Below are 17,901 nucleotides of genomic sequence, written 5' to 3'. Positions count from 1 at the left end.
ATTGATTGAGGGTGAAAAAGGACAAAATCGGACTATATATTAAGAGTAATTTGTACTATGCTGTATCACCATAAAATTAAAATGATTGGCTTTACCATGTTATATTATTATGGTAGAACCAATCATTTTTTTATGAATTGTCAGATTAAATTATGACTAATTATTTTACATTCTGTTTGTTAATTATCTTTTCTGCAAAATCTTCTTCAAAAAGTTTGTCAAATCTATTAAGAGATAATTTTTTATCGTCAATGAACAGTTGTATTAATCCTTTGATTAAAATATCCGATTCGTTTGTTTCAGCCATGAGCTTTTTAGGATTATTAAGTTTAAGAATATTGAATAAAGATAGTCTAAATGCAAATTTAACATGTTTATCGTCAAATTTAGGATATTCTTCTAATAATGTTCTGAGGGTTTTTACTCCTGCTTCTTTTACGCCTAATGCTCTGACAATACCCTCTTTGTTTTTAATATGATAAGGTTTTTTCAAATGTTCAGTTAGAATGTCAACTGCCTCAGGATATGGTTCTCGTGTATTAACTAAATCCCAAAGTTCGTTTACTTTTAAGCCGTTGAGTTCAATCTCTTTTAATAATTCTGTGGTTTCTAAATGAAGTTCTTTTGAATACTGTTCTCGTACATATTCTTTTTCTTCAATTTCTTCCTTTGTTAATGGTGATTTATTTAATAATTCAACAAATCTCTTTTCCCAATAAGTATTCATAGAATCTATAAAATAATTTCAGAATATTGAAGTTTTGATATTTTTTTGTCAGATTTATTTATTTCAATCTGTTCAAGGAACTTGTCCCGATGTTTTATTTCCTGTTGTAAGCCATTCAGCCAATCACTGAAGTTTATACCAAATGCCTTAAAGTGGTCTAAATCCCAATTATTATTCTTTATTTGATTGAAAATGACATTTGCTTGAGAGGAATCAACATATAACGCAATCATCATTTTATATTTTTGAAGACATGCTTGTAAATATGAATTTGGTGCGGCACTAAGAGGTGGTTTTTTAGAATATTCGTCAATGGAAGTAATAAATTCATGCAATGTAACATCATCTATGAAAGATAATGGAGACTGCTTTTTTACACTATTAACAACCTCGTTGAAAAATAAATCACTTTTTTCATAAGGTATAGTATATTGCAAATTCTTTGAATTATAATATTGCTGTAAAATAATAGGTCCATTTAAGCAATCCTTTATATTTTCCTCCCAAAGCGGATATACAACAAAATATGGTCTATAATCATCTTCACGAGGCATTTTAATTAGCTCTAATCCTATTATTGTAGAACCTAAAATTTTATATAACTTATCTTTGGCGTATAATGATAATTCTGGAAATGCATTTTGCCAATCCTGTGTTACTTTTTTCTTTATAGCTGTATCTATTGCCATTATTTATATTTTTATGGTCTAATTATTTGTATAGAATATCCTTTAAAACTATTAGAGTACTTTGTAAACTGACTATTACTCATTGTTGCTTTTCCAAATTTAAAATCATAAATTGTTTGTGTTCCATGATTTACAACATCTAAGAACCCTCTATTTCCCGCACCTAATTGTTGATTATTATTAAAATAAAAATTTGTTTCTAATCCTCTGTCACCAAACATTTTTTGATACCTATTGATAAGGTTATTGCTGTAGGTATGTTTTGCCGTTCCAGCGAACCTGTCACTTCCTCCAATGGCTCTTTCTGCTTTTTGGGCAGCTTTTGTTACAAGTTCCAAGTCAGTTAATGCAGCTTTTCCTGCCTGTTCCGTTGCTTCTGCTACTTGCCCGATTCTACCGCTACCCGCAAACATCAATCCGTCTGCCATATCCATTTTAGCCTCACGGAATGCAAATCCCATTGTTCTAAAAGTCCTGTCCCAATAGCTTTCACCAACATAGTAATTCGGGTTTGACTGCCACGCTAAATAAGCCTCATTTCGGCTTCCATAATCTCCACCATGCAGATTGTTCCAATTGGTGAAATTATTCTCACTATATGCCACATCATTTGCATTATAGCCTAAATAAACTGCTCCTGACGCTCCACCGTTTATACTTGCGTTTTCAACTGTTGAACCGTCTTCGGCATAGCTTGTGTAACCTCCCTGCTGATAAGTAGCATCGCCCTCCTGCATTCCTTGTACGAAATTCCATTTTCCGTCTTTTAATCCCCATCCTAAGCCTTCCGTTCCTTGTGGGTCAACGTAACGTATCGGGTTATTGTAGCCATAAGCATAAGGCTGTAATGTCTTATCACTTAACGGGTCGTGCTGTCCGAAAATCAGTACATCATTCAGATAAAATCTTGCATTTAGGTCATAAAACCCTGTTTCCTGTAATTCCTGACCTAAGAATTTATAGTTTTTGAAGCTACTTTGTCCAAAGAATGAGTTCCCTGTTTTCAGGTGATTCATCCCGAACGGGTAATAATCGTTGCTGTCTACAATTTCAAGAACTCCTGCGCTGTTTCTTGCGAAACTTACCCTTACGTTACCCAAATGGTCTCTGTAACTGTAAATATATTGATTTTTGGTGTAATCATAAAACCCTTCAGATGTCGGGAAAAACTGTAAGTCGGGAGTTTTTAAATTAGCAATAATCCCACCTCCTCCAAATGGAGGGTCAATGGTTGGTTCAATAGGTTCTATCAGGGAAAAAGCCTGTGGTTCAAATGCCCGTTTTGACATCATTAACAGTTCCGAGCTTCCACCTCCGCCTCCTGTACTGTTAGAGGTTGATTTAAAGTACTGAAATCCGTCTAAATAATCTGTTATTTGGATTGTTGTATCAGTTCCTGCAAAACCAATTGAATTTTTAACATTCTCTTTTCTTAATTTTATTCCGTCAGCACGGTATTTTGTTTTAATCTGTGTAGTAATTTGGTCAAAACCAATATTTACTGCGCTAGGTAGATTCAAATGGTTATAGCTGATTCCTGTAATCTGCTTATCCATCATGTTTTTCATATTTCCGTTCGCATCATATTCAATCGGAAAACCTGTTGTGCCCTCATATCCTGTACTGTTACCGCTGTTGTCTTTGATTCTGATTGCCTGATTTCCAATGTAATCATAAGCAAGATTATCAATTACGGTAGCCGTATTGCTTCCGTATTCCATGACAGAGGTTCTGTAAAGGTTTATTACGTTTCCGTTCAAATCATACGTCAATGATTCTATGTTTTCCTTACTATACGGATTATTCGGATTTTGATAATATCCTGCTGTTAACCTGTTAAGCCTATCATACGCATAACCGTATCTCTTTGGTGTTAGAGAGGGGGTTGCACCTAAAGTTTCAACACTTCTCCAATCCACCTCTGCAATGTTCCCGTTATATCTCGGAAGTACATTTTTTCCTGCAAATTGTGTCGAGTCGGGGTTTTCAATTCCATCTCTGCTCGTGTACTTAATTTTGTATGAAAATAATTTACCGCCTAAATCAGGTGTAGCCATTTGATTTTTGTTAACATCGGTTAGCCATCCTCTGATGTTGTATGCATAATCAATACTTTGTAAGTTTCCTCCAATTTTTTTATTGGTAAGCTGTGATAGTTCATTGTAATTATTATCAGCCAACAATTCTTCGGGATTGCTGTCTACCTGATGATAATGTTGTTTCAGTCTATTTTGGTCGTCATAAACAAATCTTTCTTTGACTGTAACTCCCGCCTCGTCAGCTTTTCTTGCGTGGTATGTGTAAGTCCTCAATGGATTTCCCGTGAAATCAAGTTCTGTCTCCACATTGGTATATCCGCCTAAATAGTTGGTAGACTTGGTAGCAATTGACCTTCCCATACTGTCATAGTAGGTAAATGTTTTCGTCCAATTATCGTCTTCAATATTTTTTACATAAGTGGCTGTCGGTAAACTGTTGGTTGAAGCGTGATTGTTGGCATCCGTTGTTTGGGGTAATGTGTACTGACCTAAAATAGTTGTTGGAATTGGCGGGGCTTCATGCGGGTAGGTATCATAATAATTAATGGTTAAAACACTTTCCAATGCTGAATTTAAAAATGAATTGGTGTAATTAACAGTTATTCCGCTTTTAACAAAGCCTACTGAATCCTTTGTCTCTTTGACAACAATATTGCTGACCTGATTCTGTAAACTTTGTCTGTTTCCTGCTGTAATCAATCCTGTGTAAACAACGCGTCCAAACATTTCGTATTTTACAACAAGCCATTTATTTTGCGCTTTCAAATTAGCATCCTGAGAAGCCACTAATCGGTCTGCCTTGTCATATACCATATAATCCCATCCTTTGGTTGGGAATTTTCGTTCAACAAGATTGTCCCTGCCATCATAACGGTACTGATAGCATAAGTCATTCAAAATAGTATCAGGTATTTGAGTTCCCGAAGTTAAATTTTTCATGGCTTCGGAAGCCTTTGGAGGGATAAGAAATGCTAACTGATTGTATTCGTTATAGATATAGTAAGTATCTGCATTTTCAGTATCGCTCAATACTTTTCTTACTAAAATTACCTGCCCTCTACCATTTTTGAACTCAATGTTTTTGTTTCCGTCTTCGTCAGTGGTGGTTGTTTTATAAAGCTGTGCTTTTTTATAGCACCCATTCAGAGAATTAGTACTATTGGTAACTTTGAGAACGGATAATGTTCTGCCTTCAATATAATCGGTTGTGGTTTCATAACCTCTGACTTCATTATCGGAGTTGGCATCATAATCCATTTTTACAGGTTTGTTGCTCCAATCGTTACCTACCTGTGTGAGTTGCTGTAACCTATCCAATGGTGAGTTTTCCAACTGCTTTTCTGAATAAATTTTCTCTGCTCCATAGATTGACGAAGCATTTCCGAGCGGATTGGGTACAATATTTCCGTTGAGTGTGTTTGACTGCGGTACAGGCAAGAAATCTTTTACCTGCCTTCCAAATCCGTCGTATTCGATGTGTGTAACAACATCTTTTCCTGTCGGTGAAGCCTTTACGTCAACAACCTGTTTAGGTCTTCCCAATCCATCAAAATACTGTACTGTTACGGCTTTCTTAACGCAATCTGCATCAAGACATTTAGTAACCTGTACATAGTTCTCATTTGAGGTTGGGGTTTGTGCGTAGGTACACACAGTTACAAGCATTCCGAATAATGCGAGTAAATTTCGTGATAAATTTTTTCTCATAATTACTTGTGAATTTTTTACATATTAATTTTATTTGGGCGACAATTTAGAAAAAATCATTGATTTTCTATATAGGTATTTTCCCTATATTTTGAATTATTATCTTTCTTTTTACAAATCTATATCGGTGGGGCGACAAAACTTGACGTTTCTTTTTTTTTCAAATTTTCCCGATTAGAGTGTTTGGGTTTGTTTGAGAGTGATTAATTATAAGATATATTTATAGTATGTATTGGTACTATCTTGCAGATTCACTGTTACCCCCTCTGTTCATTGGTATTTGCAGAGATAAAAAGTAAGCCCCAACCCATATAGGGTCAAGGCTTTATCTAGGATTAATCTTTAACTAAACTCGTCCAATTTAGGACGGGAGCTTGTCTATATTGTATCTCCGTATTAGAAATCTTTCTGAACTCAAAAAAGTCTGTAACCCCTGTACTATTGTACTTGATGGTAACATTGTATTCTGTGTTTGTAGTCGTTTCATCAACATTACCTCCATTAGGTGATACTTTGATTTTTTCAGTCCAACTAGTCTGTGTTCCGCCCGAACTGATTGAGATAATGTCTGAATCAGTAAACTTCAATGTTAATTGGGAATCCATAGGTGTTCCGAAAGGTGCGTATTTCCATGTTCCCTGAATCCATGTTGGCGGATGAAAATATTGAGTTGTTGTTGGCTGTTGATTGGTTGGGATATTATCATCATCATTACTGTTGGAACAGTTTACGGTTACTAATGACAGCAGGGTTAGTGATAATGCTAAAAATAATTGTTTTTTCATAATGTTATGGTTTTATGTTAATATATCTTGTTCCGTCTCCTGCGAGATTCATAATCTCTAACCTGTTTTTGTTATAGGAGAAAAAGTTGAGTTTGTTTTGTCTATCTCGTATCATGCAACTGATAGATGGTGTGGTGATGTCGCAATAGCTATCAATCTTGAAGACATACGGTGTGGGGAACTCAGAATCTATTACACTGATTGTGTTTTTAGTTTTGTTCACAACAATCTTCGTTTTTCGTGTGGCGAGTTCTGTTACATTCATGTTCTTAGTAATCTGAACCATATTGTAACTGAATGTTTTTGTCTGCGCGGATAGCTGTAACGTCAGGCTTACTGTCAGACCTAGTAAAATCTTTTTCATAGTTATTCGGTGATTAAAAATGTGTTTCTTTTTTCGCTTGCTTCTGCGTAACTGCCAAATACAAACATTTCTTTCTTTTTGACCCTGCCATTACGAATTTTCGCATCGGGTGAACTGAGATAGTTTGTGATTATGAGGTCTTCCATCTGTGCTTTTTCATCCTCGCTCAAGTCTTTGGTTATATCTTGGATTCCTGAGACAAAGTTGGCAAGTCGAGTATCCATGCCATAATCTTCCTCAACAAGCAACCGAACAAATACATATTGTTTTTGGGCTTTGGCGTGTGCTTCAAGTTTTCTGTCAATCTCTTCAAACTGAATCTTTTCATTGGCTTTCATACGTGCCTGTATAGAATCTATGTAAGGGTCGGGTTCTCTAGTGGGTTTGGATTTTTCACATGACAGTAATGCTGTGAATAGCAGTGCGGGGAGCAGAATCTTTTTCATAGGCGGATGTTTTTTATTCACCCGCCCTCCTAAAGTGATGTTATTAAATGCAGAAAGCGTGGAGGACTAAACTCAATTTGCAATAGGAGGTTCTACCAAAACCGTACAACACAAACAAGAATAGCCCCCACGCCATAGGTGGAGGCATCAACTGTTTATTCTGTGTTGTAATTGAAATTTGGTAGATTTCCTATTACAGAATAAAAGCTAACGCTTTATATTTTTCGTTAAAATTCTAGCTACAAAAATATGAAATTTTATGAATCTTTCTGCTTTGTTTCAAAGACCTGTGAAAATTTTTTCAGCTTTAAAGTTTTTTATCTAGGTTTTAGGTGTGGTAAGCAATCTCTATGGCTTTGTCGGGGGTAAAAAATTATTGGTTGAAAATAGGTGCAATTTTGTCAATACTTTGTACAACTATTTACACCAAAATGATATAATTGCTTCCCTCCACGATGGTACAATAGATGAGTATCATAAAAGTATATTTATCTTTCTCAATTATGGGGTTACTGTCAGGCAACATTATATATACCGACCTATTTACCCCACCCGTCAAATTTTTACTGTAAAAAGTGCCCCCTATACCAAATCTCAAAATTTTTATACAGGCATCGGGACAATCCCTACCATAGCTTACCCACATGTGGGTCGAGAGCTTTTTTCGATACGTCCCCCTACCAACGATTTTAGGTTTTTGACGGCTGTTTTTTGTTTTGTTTCACTCGGAGTGATTAAAAAGTTTTTAACTAACCTCGGAAGTATTGATTTTTTGAGTAAAAAGTGCCTGAAATACTTGTGTTTATGGGCTTTTTGTTGTATATTTATACATCTTTACAAGCTACTTTTAGCCTTGTGTCTTTGTGTACAAGGTTCAATATAAAAAACAAAATGCCTAAAGTGCTACGAACACGATAGGCAACATCAATAAATTTTAACATTACTAAAATTATCGACATGACAAAGTTACAAAATTGTCTTCAAAATGCTTGCATATATGTAGGCAGTTACTACAAGTACAACAATTCAAGCCTGTACGGCAAATGGCTTAACCTCGGAGATTATTCCGATTATGACGAGTTACAGGAAGCTATGCACGAACTGCACAAAGACGAATCCGACCCTGAATTCATGCTACAGGATTATGAGGGTTGCGAACTGTTTGAAAAATTAGGATTGATAGGAGAAAGTTTTTTATCTCCCGAAATTTACAACATTGCAGAGCAAATAAATGAATCAGAATATGATTCCGAAGTATTTGAAGCGGTTTTGGATAACTTCATGGGCATTGACTTTCAAACTGCCTATGAGTACGTAAACAATTTCTATTACGGTGAGTTTGCAAACGATATTGAATTCGTGGAATATCTATATGAAGACGATATACCGTTTAATCTGCCTAGCTTTGTTTGCATTGATTGGGAGTCCACCGCAAGAAACATTATGTATGATTATTTTGAATCGAACGGACACTATTTTAAATCTTAGTATATTTGTGTTACCGTAAAACGGTTTTTGTATTCAGATAGATTCAACTAGATTAAAACAGATTAAAAAAAGCGTTTTTTGAAAGTTTGGATACAATTCTCGATACAAAACGAAAAAAGAGAATTTGTAATTGCTTGATTTCAAGTGTTTTACAAAATTCTCTTTGTTTAAAAAGTGGTTTCTCCAGGAATCGAACCAGGGACACATGGATTTTCAATCCATTGCTCTACCAACTGAGCTAAGAAACCATTTAATTTTTTACTTCTTTTTGAAGTGCAGCAAAACTAATAATAAATATCACATCCTGCAACTTATTTTAAAACTTAGAAAAGAAAACCACCTTTTGTGAAGGTGGTTTTGTGGTTTCTCCAGGAATCGAACCAGGGACACATGGATTTTCAATCCATTGCTCTACCAACTGAGCTAAGAAACCATTCTTTTACTTCGTTGTTTTAAAGTGATGCAAAAGTACTAAGTTTTACGATATGACGCAAGTATTAACATTACTTTTTTTAACAAAAGTCAAAAACCTATTGATTTTCAACCGAATTATTTTCCTGTTCTCTTCGAATTTGCTCGCTCATCTCTTCCAATACAGGTTTAATGGTATTTTCGGGCAGATCGCTGATTCTTATATACATTAATCCGTCGATTGCATCATTGAAGTTGGGATCTACATTGAAGGCAATCACCTTCGCATTTTGTTTAATATATTTCTTAATTAAAACAGGGAGTCTTAGTTCTGGTTCAAGGTCATCGATAATTTTGTCCAGCTTATTCAGGTCAGATTCCATCTCCTCGAAAAAAAGATGTTTATCCCTGTCACGAAGCTTTACTTTATATTCATTTCTGGGTGTAATATATTGAGCGACTGCCGAATCATAATAATTCGAGCGCATAAATTCAATCATCAAAGATTTTGAAAACTCGGAAAATTTATTGGAAATACTTACGCCGCCCATCAGGAATTTATGATCCGGATTTCTAAGGCATACATGCACAATTCCTCTCCAAAGAAGAAATAAGGGAAGCGGTTTCTGCTGATAATCCTGGCAGATATAAGCACGCCCCATCTCGATCACTTTTTTAAAGAAAGGGTGAATGTCCTGTTCAAATTCAAACAGCGAGCTGGTATAAAAGCCTTTGATCCCGGATTTTTTCATTACTTCTCTTCCTAATGCCATTCTGTATGCTCCTACCAGTCTTTCTTCAGCATTATCCCATAAAAAGAGATGATGATAATGCTTGTCATACTCATCCAAATCGAATGGGAGATTACTGCCTTCCCCAACAGCGCGAAAAGTAAGCTCTCTTTGACGCCCGATTTCCCGCATAACAGATGGGATTTCTTCGTATTTGGTGAAATAGATCTCATAATTTCCATTACTGAAAAGCATTTTATCGGTGCCTTTCAGTTTTCGCATATCTTTAAGAATGTCTTCTTTAGGCGTTTCATCGATGATATTCTGGACAATATTCTCTTCTTTCAGCAAAGGGAATTTCACCGAAAGGTTTTTAAGATTGATGCTTTGTGCCAGTGATTTTCGTTTTTCGTAGTAAGATTTCATCATATAAACCTTACGTTTCAGGAAATCGCCGAGCTCTTCAGTACTTTCCATATCGTCCATTGCTTTTACGGCGATAGGCCTTCCGATACGTATTCTGATTGGCTTTTCCCTGTCGTTCATCATTTCAGCCGGCAGCATAAGCGTTTGTAAACTCGGATGGATTTTCGCCATCTGATAAAAAAGCCTGCTGTTCTTCGCATGGAAGTACATAGGAACAACCGGTACTTTAGCCATTCTGATAAGCTTCAGTGCCGGTTTTTCCCATTCCTTATCTAAAATTTCTCCATACGGATTATTTTTATTGGAAACTTCTCCCGCAGGAAAAATACCTACGCAGCCTCCGTTTTGAAGATGCTTTAAAGTTTCACGCATTCCGGATGAGCTGCTGTACGCATCTTTCTTGTTTTCAAAAGGGTTCACCGAAATCACATACGGTTCCATGGGTTTTATTTTTTCCAGCAGAAAATTTCCCATCACTTTGAAATCGGGGCGCACTTCGGAAAGAACTTTGCACATCAAAATACCGTCTATCGCACCAAGCGGATGGTTGGAAACAAGAATGAACGGCCCCGTTTTCGGGATTTTTGCCAGATCTTCTTCAAATGCTATATAGCTTAAATTCCGCTCTCTCACAAATGAATCGAAAAAGTCTTTGCCTTCCTTGTCTTTTAGTTTATCATATAATTTGTTTACTTCATTTATTTTGGCAACGCTCATTACAGCAGATGCCACAGGATTCTTCAAAAATCCTATCTTATGTAAGCCGGAAGCCTTTATCAAATCGTTTTTCGATATTAAACTCATGTGTGTTTAGTCGCAATTAGTTTTATTGTGTTACCATTTGAAGGGTATTCTTCGAAATCTGCTCCAATAATACACTTTTTTCCTGGTAAAATTGATCAATATGATCCATCTTCGCATTCCTTACCGTAAATAAAGATACGTTTTTTATCACTTCTGTACGGAATACTTTCTGAAGTTCTTCATTCAGTTCATCAATATTGTTGAATTTATCTTCAAGGCACAAAGCCAGGGAAATCGCAGAATTCTGCATCAAAGATACTTTGATTTTATTTTTCGATAAATATCCGAAAATAAGGCTCATATGATCTTCCGCAATGAAGGAAAAGTCTCTCGTGGAGATTTTTAAAAGAGTCTGATTTTCTTTTAAAATGTAGGTTTCCTCACTCTGGTTTTTCTCGGAAGCACCTACTTTCGTTCCTTCTTTAGTTGGATCGATAAAAGATTTTACATAAAAAGGAATATTCTTTTGCTGAAGCGGCTGAAGCGTTTTCGGGTGAATAACGCTTGCTCCGTAATACGCCATTTCGATGGCCTCTTCGTATGAAATATTAGAAAGCAATGTTACATCCTTGAATTTTCGCGGATCTCCGGTCATCACACCCGGAACATCTTTCCAGATCGTCATGGCTTCTGCATTCAGGCAATAAGCGAAAATCGCTGCAGAATAATCCGAGCCCTCTCTTCCCAGTGTTACCGTGAAATTATTATTGTCAGAGCCGATAAAGCCTTGTGTAACGTAGCAGATTTCCTTATTAAGGTTTGAGATAAACTCTTCGGTTTTGGCCCAGTCAACCACCCCTTCGCGGTAAGAATTATCTGTTTTTACATAATCCCTCGCATCAAGCCACTGGTTGATAAACTGGATCTCATTTAAATATTCGCTTACAATTTTAGTAGAGATCATTTCCCCGCAGCTTACTACCTGATCATACACAAAATCGTAGTTCGGAGATTTGTTTCTTCTTAAAAAAGAATCAATATCATCAAAAAACAAATTGATTTCCGCAAAAACCGCATGGTTTTCAGGAAAAAGCCCTTCTGCAATTTCAATGTGTTTTCGTTTTATCTTTTCAATCTCTGTTTGATAGTTATCTTTCCTGAAATAAAGTTCAACCACTTTTTCCAGTTCATTTGTTGTTTTTCCCATTGCTGAAATCACCAGCAGACACTTTTCAAATCCCTGGCTTTTTAATACCAGAGAGACATTTTTTACACTTTCGGCATCTTTTACCGATGCTCCACCAAACTTGAAAATTTTCATTAAATTGTTAATAATAAAATTGTTAGATAAAATTTGCGGGAAATATTTTACGGGTCACAAAATTATAAATTTACAACGAGATATGAAATAGCCCTGAATCACTCCAGCCTTAAGATTTCATTAAAATTATTGATCTGGAGAAATTATCATCAGAACATATAATAATTGGGAAAAGTTTTTTATGATAAGGTTTGTGTTAAAAGCTGAAATTGACTTCTATTATATTGATATACAATGGGTAAGCTCTTTTGTTAATAATTCTTTTAAATTGCGATAAATTTTACGAAATTTGAGGAAAACGTAAAAAGGAAAATATGTCAGAAAGACCATTACAGACTTTAGGAGAATTTCTTATTGACAGGCAGGATGATTTTCAGTATTCCACCGGGGAGTTTTCCCGGCTTCTGAGTGCCATAAGGCTTGCTTCTAAGGTAGTAAACAGAGAAGTAAATAAAGCAGGGATTGTAGACATTGCAGGTGCTGCCGGAAACCAGAATATTCAGGGAGAAGAACAGCAAAAGCTGGATGTTATAGCCAACGAAATTTTTATTACCGCTCTGTCCCAAAGAGAAGTGGTCTGCGGAATTGCCTCAGAGGAAAATGATGATTTTATCGATATAAAATGCGGCGAAAACGGTCATTTAAGCAAATATGTCGTATTGATCGATCCTTTGGATGGCTCTTCAAACATTGATGTGAATGTTTCCGTAGGAACTATTTTTTCTATCTACAGAAGAGTTACCGAACCGGGAACTCCGGTTCAGCTGGAAGACTTTTTACAAAAAGGAATCAATCAGATTGCAGCTGGATATGTAATTTACGGATCATCAACAATGATTGTATACACCACAGGAAACGGAGTAAACGGATTTACGCTTGATCCTTCTTTAGGAACTTATTATCTCTCTCATCCGAATATGACCTTTCCGAGAACAGGAAAAATTTATTCCATCAACGAAGGAAATTATATCAAATTCCCACAAGGCGTAAAAAACTACCTTAAATATTGCCAGATGGAAGAAGGAGACAGGCCTTACACTTCCCGGTACATCGGTTCTTTGGTTGCTGATTTTCACAGGAATATGCTGAAAGGCGGCATCTATATTTACCCTTCTTATTCGCAGGCACCAAATGGAAAACTGAGATTGTTGTACGAATGTAATCCGATGGCATTCCTTGCAGAGCAGGCAGGAGGAAAAGCAACGGATGGGTTCAGACGGATTCTTGAAATAGAACCTACTGAATTACATCAGAGAATTCCTTTCTTCTGCGGAAGCATTGATATGGTGGAGAAAGCGGAAGAATTCATGAGAATCGACAGCGTTAAATAATGACAGCAGAATATTTCAGATATGTATTAGAATTCAAACGCCCGAGTGGAACATCTCGTGGCGTTTTGCTTGAAAAGGAAACTTTTATTCTCAAAATTTCAGAAAATGAAAATACAGGAATTGGAGAGTGTGCGGTTTTCAGAGGGTTAAGCTTCGATGACAGGCCGGATTATGAACAAAAGCTTCAGTGGCTTTGCCAAAATATTAAGCAGGACTATGAATGTTTAAAAGAAGAACTGAAAGAGTTTCCTTCGATATGGTTCGGTTATGAACAGGCTATTTTAAACCTGAAACATGGCGGTAATATTTATTTTCCCGGTGAATTTACCGAAGGTGGAAAACCAATTGTTATCAATGGCTTGATCTGGATGGGAGACATCGCTTTTATGGAGGAACAGATTCAGGATAAACTGGACCAGGGATTTCATTGTATCAAGTTAAAAATCGGGGTCAACTGGAATTCCGAATGCGAAATTCTTCAGAAATTAAGACAGAAGTTTTCAGAAAAAGTACTTGAACTTCGTGTTGATGCTAATGGAGGTTTTCAGAAAGATGAAGCTAAATCTGTACTGAAACAATTAAATGACCTGCATATCCATTCCATCGAACAGCCCATTAAAGCAGGAAACTGGAATGATATGGCAGAATTGTGCGCAGAAACTCCTACCCAGATTGCTTTAGATGAAGAATTGATAGGAATTATTGAGACAGATCAAAAAAAACTGCTGCTTGATACCATTAAACCTCAGTACATTATTTTAAAACCATCATTAATTGGCGGGTTTTCAGGCGCAGATCAATGGATTTCATTAGCTGAAGAACGTAATATAGGGTGGTGGATTACTTCAGCACTGGAAAGCAATATTGGGCTGAATGCCATTGCGCAGTACACCTTTACCAAAAAAAATCCGATGCCGCAGGGTCTGGGCACCGGATCATTATTTGTTAATAATTTCGAATCCAATCTTGGTCTGAAAGGAGAATTATTATATTTTAAAGAATAAGATTGGATGGAAGAATGCTTTAATAAGCAGACTTGGTCCTGAAATTCATTATTTTCTAGATAACATCTTCTACGAAAATTGCCTTTCTGATGTATTCTAAAAATGAAGAAAACGTTCTTTTAACCTTTTTCATAATAATATTATTTAGTTTGTGTGCGCTTATTTGGCTGCAATCTTTGTGCCATGATATGGTACCTCTCGCCGTGCTTGATATGATAGATTTCATATGATTTTTTAAATGATTGTTTAACAAGAGATTGGCGTTTTTTGTATTTTCTTTTTAACGGAAAATTAAATTACGGTTAATCTTGGACTTTAGAATGAATGTTTAAAACGGAAGTCCTCTGGAAGATAGAATCGGTATGAGCATAATGTATAATTTAGCTATGGTTTTAGTTGTCACAAATATAAGCTAAAATATTGAATAAGTACCTGTAAAACCGGTAAATTATAATTTCCGTAAAACCTTAAAATTTCCTAAATTTGCAAATTGTTGCGAATGCAGCATTATTAAAGCGAATTCAATGGAAGAAGAAAAAAAATCACTCAATTTTATTGAGCAAATTATCGAAGATGATTTGGCAAACGGACTGAAAAGAGATCAGATCCGTTTCCGTTTTCCGCCTGAACCCAACGGTTACCTGCATGTAGGGCATACCAAAGCGATCTGCATCAACTTTGGGCTGGGCGAAAAATACAATGCTCCCGTGAACCTTCGTTTCGACGATACGAATCCTGAAAAAGAAGAGCAGGAATACGTAGATTCTATTATGAAAGACGTTGAATGGCTAGGTTTCAAATGGGATAAAGTATTGTACGCCTCCGATTACTTCCAGCAGCTTTACGACTGGGCGGTTCAGATGATTAAAGAGGGCAAGGCTTACGTAGATGAGCAGCCTTCCGAAGTCATTACCGAACAGCGGAAAAACCCTACTGAACCAGGTATTGAATCTCCTTACAGAAACCGTCCGGTAGAAGAATCATTAGACCTATTCGAAAGAATGAAAAACGGAGAATTTGAAGAAGGCTCAATGTCTCTGCGTGCAAAGATAGATATGACCTCTCCCAATATGAACATGCGTGATCCTGTGATGTACAGAATTTTAAAAAGACCTCATCATAGAACAGGCACAGCATGGAAAATTTACCCAATGTACGACTGGGCACACGGAGAATCCGATTATATCGAGCAAATTTCACATTCCTTATGTTCTTTGGAATTTGAAAATCACAGGCCGTTATACGATTGGTACCTGGATCAGGTGTATGATGAAACGAAAGTAAGAAATAAGCAGAGAGAATTCGCAAGGATGAATGTCTCTTACATGATTACTTCCAAAAGAAAACTCCAAAGATTAATCGCTGAAAAAGTAGTGAATGGTTGGGATGATCCAAGAATGCCTACCATTTCAGGAATGAGAAGGAAAGGTTATACTGCAACAGCCATCAGGAATTTTATTGAAAAAGTAGGAGTTGCCAAAAGGGAAAACCTTATCGAAATTCAGTTGTTGGAATTCTGCGTTCGTGAAGATTTAAATAAAGTTGCAAAACGTGTCATGACGGTTGTTGATCCTGTAAAGCTGGTTATCGAAAACTATCCGGAAGGAAAAGAAGAATGGCTGGAAACGGAAAACAATCCGGAGCAGGAAGATGCGGGAACAAGAGAAATACCTTTCTCAAGAGAACTGTATATCGAACGTGAAGACTTCAAAGAAGAAGCCAATAATAAATTCTTCAGGCTGAAACTGGGTGGCGAAGTCCGCTTAAAATCTGCTTATATCATTAAAGGAGAAAGAGTAGAAAAAGATGAAAACGGGAATATCACAACCATTTACGCAACCTACGACGAAAAATCAAAGTCGGGCAGCGGAACGGAAGAAAGCTTAAGAAAAGTAAAAGGAACCATTCACTGGGTGTCTGCAAAACATGCTATTCCTGTGGAAGTAAGAAATTACGATAAACTTTTTACGGTAGAGCAGCCGGATGCAGAGAAAGATGTTGATTTCCTTGATTATATCAACCCGGAATCCGTAACTATTGTAAAAGGATTTGCAGAGCCTGGCCTGAAAGATGTAGAAGTGGGAGAGCCGCTTCAGTTTCAGAGAATTGGCTATTTTACAAAAGATCAGGATTCTACTGAAGACAATTTGGTATTTAATAGAACCGTGACTTTAAAAGACTCTTATAAGCCGGAGTAAAAATTTATTTATTCAATATAAATGAAAACAGGGCTTATTTTTTTTAAGTCCTGTTTTTTGTTTAAATAATTGATAAAAAAGTAGTAAAGAGTCCCGAAGGGACGACTTAAACCAAAATAGGATAGAATCCTATTAATTAAATAGGTAAAATCATGAAACTTATATATTTATATACCAACTCATTCAAAGGGCTTTCCAAAGAAAGCTGGATGCTGGCGCTGGTGATGCTCATCAATCGGGCCGGCTCAATGGTGCTTCCATTTTTGGGAGTGTATATGACCAATCATCTGCATTTCAGTTTAGAAAATACAGGAATTGTATTGAGTTTTTTCGGAATAGGTTCCGTAATCGGCTCTTGGTTGGGCGGATTTATTACCGATAAAATCGGCGAGTACAAAGTACAATCCTTCAGTCTGTTGCTGAGCGTACCCTTGTTCTGCCTGATTCCTGTTTTTAAGACGGAAGTTGGCGTGGCAGCTATTATTTTAATTCAGAGTATTGTAAGCGATGCTTTCCGTCCGGCCAATTCTGTAGCCATAACCAAATATGCTAAACCTGAAAACATTACCCGTGCATTTTCGTTAAACCGGATGGCTGTCAATTTAGGATTTTCCATTGGGCCTGCTTTGGGCGGAATCCTGTCGGCAATTTCTTACGAATTCCTGTTCTTTGCCAATGCCTTAACCGCTTTGTCGGCCGGGATTCTTTATATTGTTTTCTTTAAAAAACGAAACAAACTTGCCAGGCTGAAAGCCCAAAAAGTAAAAGAAGTAATAGAAATTAAAAGAGATAGCTCGCCATATCGGGACGGTAAATTTCTACTCTACTGTTTCTTTTGCATGCTTTTTTCCATCTGTTTTTTCCAGTTGTTCAGCACGCTGACTATCTTTTACAAAGATACCGCTCACCTTAGTCAGCAAAATATAGGGTATATCCTGGGTTACAGCGGATTCGTGGTGGTTTTGCTGGAAATGGGGCTCGTGCAGGTTGCAGAAAAATATTTCAGCCTTGCCGTGACGATGTTTCTCGGAACTTTTATCTGCGGAATTTCCTATGCAATGCTGGGATTTAACCACAGCATAATTACGCTCGTGATTTCCATGAGTCTTCTGTGTATCGGTGAAATCTGGGCACTGCCTTTTATAGCAACCATCACGGCGTTGCGGTCGGGGAAAAACAACAAAGGAGCTTATATGGGACTCAACGGAATATCGTTTTCCATTGCGTTTATTGTAACCCCTTATCTCGGAACTTTAATTGCCGAAAAGCTGGGCTTCACCACATTGTGGATCGGAACCGGAATCTTAGCAACAGCCATTGCCATTGCATTTTATTTCATCGTTCCGTGGATGATTGGCAACAGAAAACACACTGAATAATGTTTTGGGCGTGTCCCTCATGCCAAAGCTAAACCTCATAGGCTTTTAAAACCTATGAGGTTTCTCTCCTGGCAAATTCGGGCCGGGCTGCTTTGGGGTCCGCTTCGCTTC

The 17,901-nt window shown here is 36.8% G+C and carries 13 protein-coding genes and 2 tRNA genes; 5 read left to right on the top strand and 10 right to left on the bottom strand.

The features are described from left to right. Positions 1 to 160: 160 nt before the first annotated feature. The 5 genes from SOP96_RS09855 to SOP96_RS09835 all read right to left on the bottom strand — a co-directional run bounded on the left by SOP96_RS09855 (position 161) and on the right by SOP96_RS09835 (position 6,757). The gene (locus SOP96_RS09855; protein ID WP_326320808.1) at positions 161 to 727 is read right to left on the bottom strand and encodes a hypothetical protein; all 567 of its coding nucleotides are present in this window, start codon (positions 725 to 727) and stop codon (positions 161 to 163) included. A gap of 5 nt (positions 728 to 732) precedes the next feature. Continuing rightward, positions 733 to 1,416 carry a hypothetical protein gene (locus SOP96_RS09850; RefSeq protein ID WP_326320807.1) on the bottom strand — a complete coding sequence of 228 codons (684 nt, stop codon included), beginning with the start codon at positions 1,414 to 1,416 and terminating at the stop codon, positions 733 to 735. A gap of 11 nt (positions 1,417 to 1,427) precedes the next feature. Next, on the bottom strand, positions 1,428 to 5,162 hold the full coding sequence (locus tag SOP96_RS09845; protein WP_326320806.1) for a DUF6443 domain-containing protein: 3,735 nt from the start codon (positions 5,160 to 5,162) through the stop codon (positions 1,428 to 1,430). Positions 5,163 to 5,497: 335 nt separating this feature from the next. After that, positions 5,498 to 5,947, bottom strand: a complete 450-nt coding sequence (locus SOP96_RS09840) for a hypothetical protein (protein WP_326320805.1) — start codon at positions 5,945 to 5,947, stop codon at positions 5,498 to 5,500. Between the two features lie 366 nt (positions 5,948 to 6,313). Further along, positions 6,314 to 6,757: a hypothetical protein gene (locus tag SOP96_RS09835; RefSeq protein WP_326320804.1), complete on the bottom strand. Its 444-nt coding sequence runs from the start codon at positions 6,755 to 6,757 to the stop codon at positions 6,314 to 6,316. A 957-nt stretch (positions 6,758 to 7,714) separates the two neighbouring features. On the opposite strand from SOP96_RS09835, the gene SOP96_RS09830 reads away from it, so the two are divergent. Continuing rightward, positions 7,715 to 8,245, top strand: coding sequence for an antirestriction protein ArdA (locus tag SOP96_RS09830; protein ID WP_326320803.1), 531 nt, complete (start codon positions 7,715 to 7,717; stop codon positions 8,243 to 8,245). A 175-nt stretch (positions 8,246 to 8,420) separates the two neighbouring features. Here SOP96_RS09830 and SOP96_RS09825 read toward each other — a convergent pair. The 4 genes from SOP96_RS09825 to SOP96_RS09810 form a co-directional block, all read right to left on the bottom strand. Further along, positions 8,421 to 8,493: transfer RNA gene (locus SOP96_RS09825), tRNA-Phe, on the bottom strand. Between the two features lie 112 nt (positions 8,494 to 8,605). Beyond that, positions 8,606 to 8,678: transfer RNA gene (locus SOP96_RS09820), tRNA-Phe, on the bottom strand. Positions 8,679 to 8,775: 97 nt separating this feature from the next. After that, on the bottom strand, positions 8,776 to 10,617 hold the full coding sequence (locus SOP96_RS09815; protein ID WP_326320802.1) for a lysophospholipid acyltransferase family protein: 1,842 nt from the start codon (positions 10,615 to 10,617) through the stop codon (positions 8,776 to 8,778). A gap of 22 nt (positions 10,618 to 10,639) precedes the next feature. Beyond that, entirely contained in the window at positions 10,640 to 11,878 is a 1,239-nt protein-coding gene (locus SOP96_RS09810) for an aspartate kinase (protein WP_326320801.1), read from the bottom strand. A gap of 314 nt (positions 11,879 to 12,192) precedes the next feature. Between SOP96_RS09810 and fbp the strand changes: the two genes are divergently transcribed. Both fbp and SOP96_RS09800 read left to right on the top strand, forming a co-directional pair. Then, positions 12,193 to 13,209 carry a class 1 fructose-bisphosphatase gene (gene fbp, locus SOP96_RS09805; protein ID WP_066441236.1) on the top strand — a complete coding sequence of 339 codons (1,017 nt, stop codon included), beginning with the start codon at positions 12,193 to 12,195 and terminating at the stop codon, positions 13,207 to 13,209. Next, positions 13,209 to 14,213 carry an o-succinylbenzoate synthase gene (locus SOP96_RS09800; protein WP_326320800.1) on the top strand — a complete coding sequence of 335 codons (1,005 nt, stop codon included), beginning with the start codon at positions 13,209 to 13,211 and terminating at the stop codon, positions 14,211 to 14,213. Before fbp ends, SOP96_RS09800 begins: the two co-directional genes overlap by 1 nt. 55 nt (positions 14,214 to 14,268) lie before the next feature. On the opposite strand, the gene SOP96_RS09795 is transcribed toward SOP96_RS09800, so the two are convergent. Continuing rightward, positions 14,269 to 14,439, bottom strand: a complete 171-nt coding sequence (locus SOP96_RS09795) for a hypothetical protein (RefSeq protein ID WP_326320799.1) — start codon at positions 14,437 to 14,439, stop codon at positions 14,269 to 14,271. A 298-nt stretch (positions 14,440 to 14,737) separates the two neighbouring features. Between SOP96_RS09795 and SOP96_RS09790 the strand changes: the two genes are divergently transcribed. Further along, on the top strand, positions 14,738 to 16,411 hold the full coding sequence (locus tag SOP96_RS09790) for a glutamine--tRNA ligase/YqeY domain fusion protein (RefSeq protein ID WP_326320798.1): 1,674 nt from the start codon (positions 14,738 to 14,740) through the stop codon (positions 16,409 to 16,411). A 152-nt stretch (positions 16,412 to 16,563) separates the two neighbouring features. Beyond that, positions 16,564 to 17,790: an MFS transporter gene (locus SOP96_RS09785; RefSeq protein ID WP_326320797.1), complete on the top strand. Its 1,227-nt coding sequence runs from the start codon at positions 16,564 to 16,566 to the stop codon at positions 17,788 to 17,790. The last annotated feature ends 111 nt before the right edge of the window (positions 17,791 to 17,901 follow it).

Origin of the sequence: Chryseobacterium salviniae (assembly GCF_035819015.1) — a bacterium.
Classification (GTDB): Bacteria; Bacteroidota; Bacteroidia; order Flavobacteriales; family Weeksellaceae; genus Chryseobacterium; species Chryseobacterium salviniae.
Note: the sequence above shows the minus strand (reverse complement) of the source record. Positions and strands in the feature narration are given on the sequence as shown.

Excerpts from the sequence above, each read along its gene's own strand:
- SOP96_RS09855 (WP_326320808.1), bottom strand. The coding sequence starts at position 727 with ATGAATACTTATTGGGAAAAGAGATTTGTTGAATTATTAAATAAATCA.
- SOP96_RS09850 (WP_326320807.1), bottom strand. The coding sequence starts at position 1,416 with ATGGCAATAGATACAGCTATAAAGAAAAAAGTAACACAGGATTGGCAA.
- SOP96_RS09845 (WP_326320806.1), bottom strand. The coding sequence starts at position 5,162 with ATGAGAAAAAATTTATCACGAAATTTACTCGCATTATTCGGAATGCTT.
- SOP96_RS09840 (WP_326320805.1), bottom strand. The coding sequence starts at position 5,947 with ATGAAAAAACAATTATTTTTAGCATTATCACTAACCCTGCTGTCATTA.
- SOP96_RS09835 (WP_326320804.1), bottom strand. The coding sequence starts at position 6,757 with ATGAAAAAGATTCTGCTCCCCGCACTGCTATTCACAGCATTACTGTCA.
- SOP96_RS09830 (WP_326320803.1), top strand. The coding sequence starts at position 7,715 with ATGACAAAGTTACAAAATTGTCTTCAAAATGCTTGCATATATGTAGGC.
- SOP96_RS09815 (WP_326320802.1), bottom strand. The coding sequence starts at position 10,617 with ATGAGTTTAATATCGAAAAACGATTTGATAAAGGCTTCCGGCTTACAT.
- SOP96_RS09810 (WP_326320801.1), bottom strand. The coding sequence starts at position 11,878 with ATGAAAATTTTCAAGTTTGGTGGAGCATCGGTAAAAGATGCCGAAAGT.
- fbp (WP_066441236.1), top strand. The coding sequence starts at position 12,193 with ATGTCAGAAAGACCATTACAGACTTTAGGAGAATTTCTTATTGACAGG.
- SOP96_RS09800 (WP_326320800.1), top strand. The coding sequence starts at position 13,209 with ATGACAGCAGAATATTTCAGATATGTATTAGAATTCAAACGCCCGAGT.
- SOP96_RS09795 (WP_326320799.1), bottom strand. The coding sequence starts at position 14,439 with ATGAAATCTATCATATCAAGCACGGCGAGAGGTACCATATCATGGCAC.
- SOP96_RS09790 (WP_326320798.1), top strand. The coding sequence starts at position 14,738 with ATGGAAGAAGAAAAAAAATCACTCAATTTTATTGAGCAAATTATCGAA.
- SOP96_RS09785 (WP_326320797.1), top strand. The coding sequence starts at position 16,564 with ATGAAACTTATATATTTATATACCAACTCATTCAAAGGGCTTTCCAAA.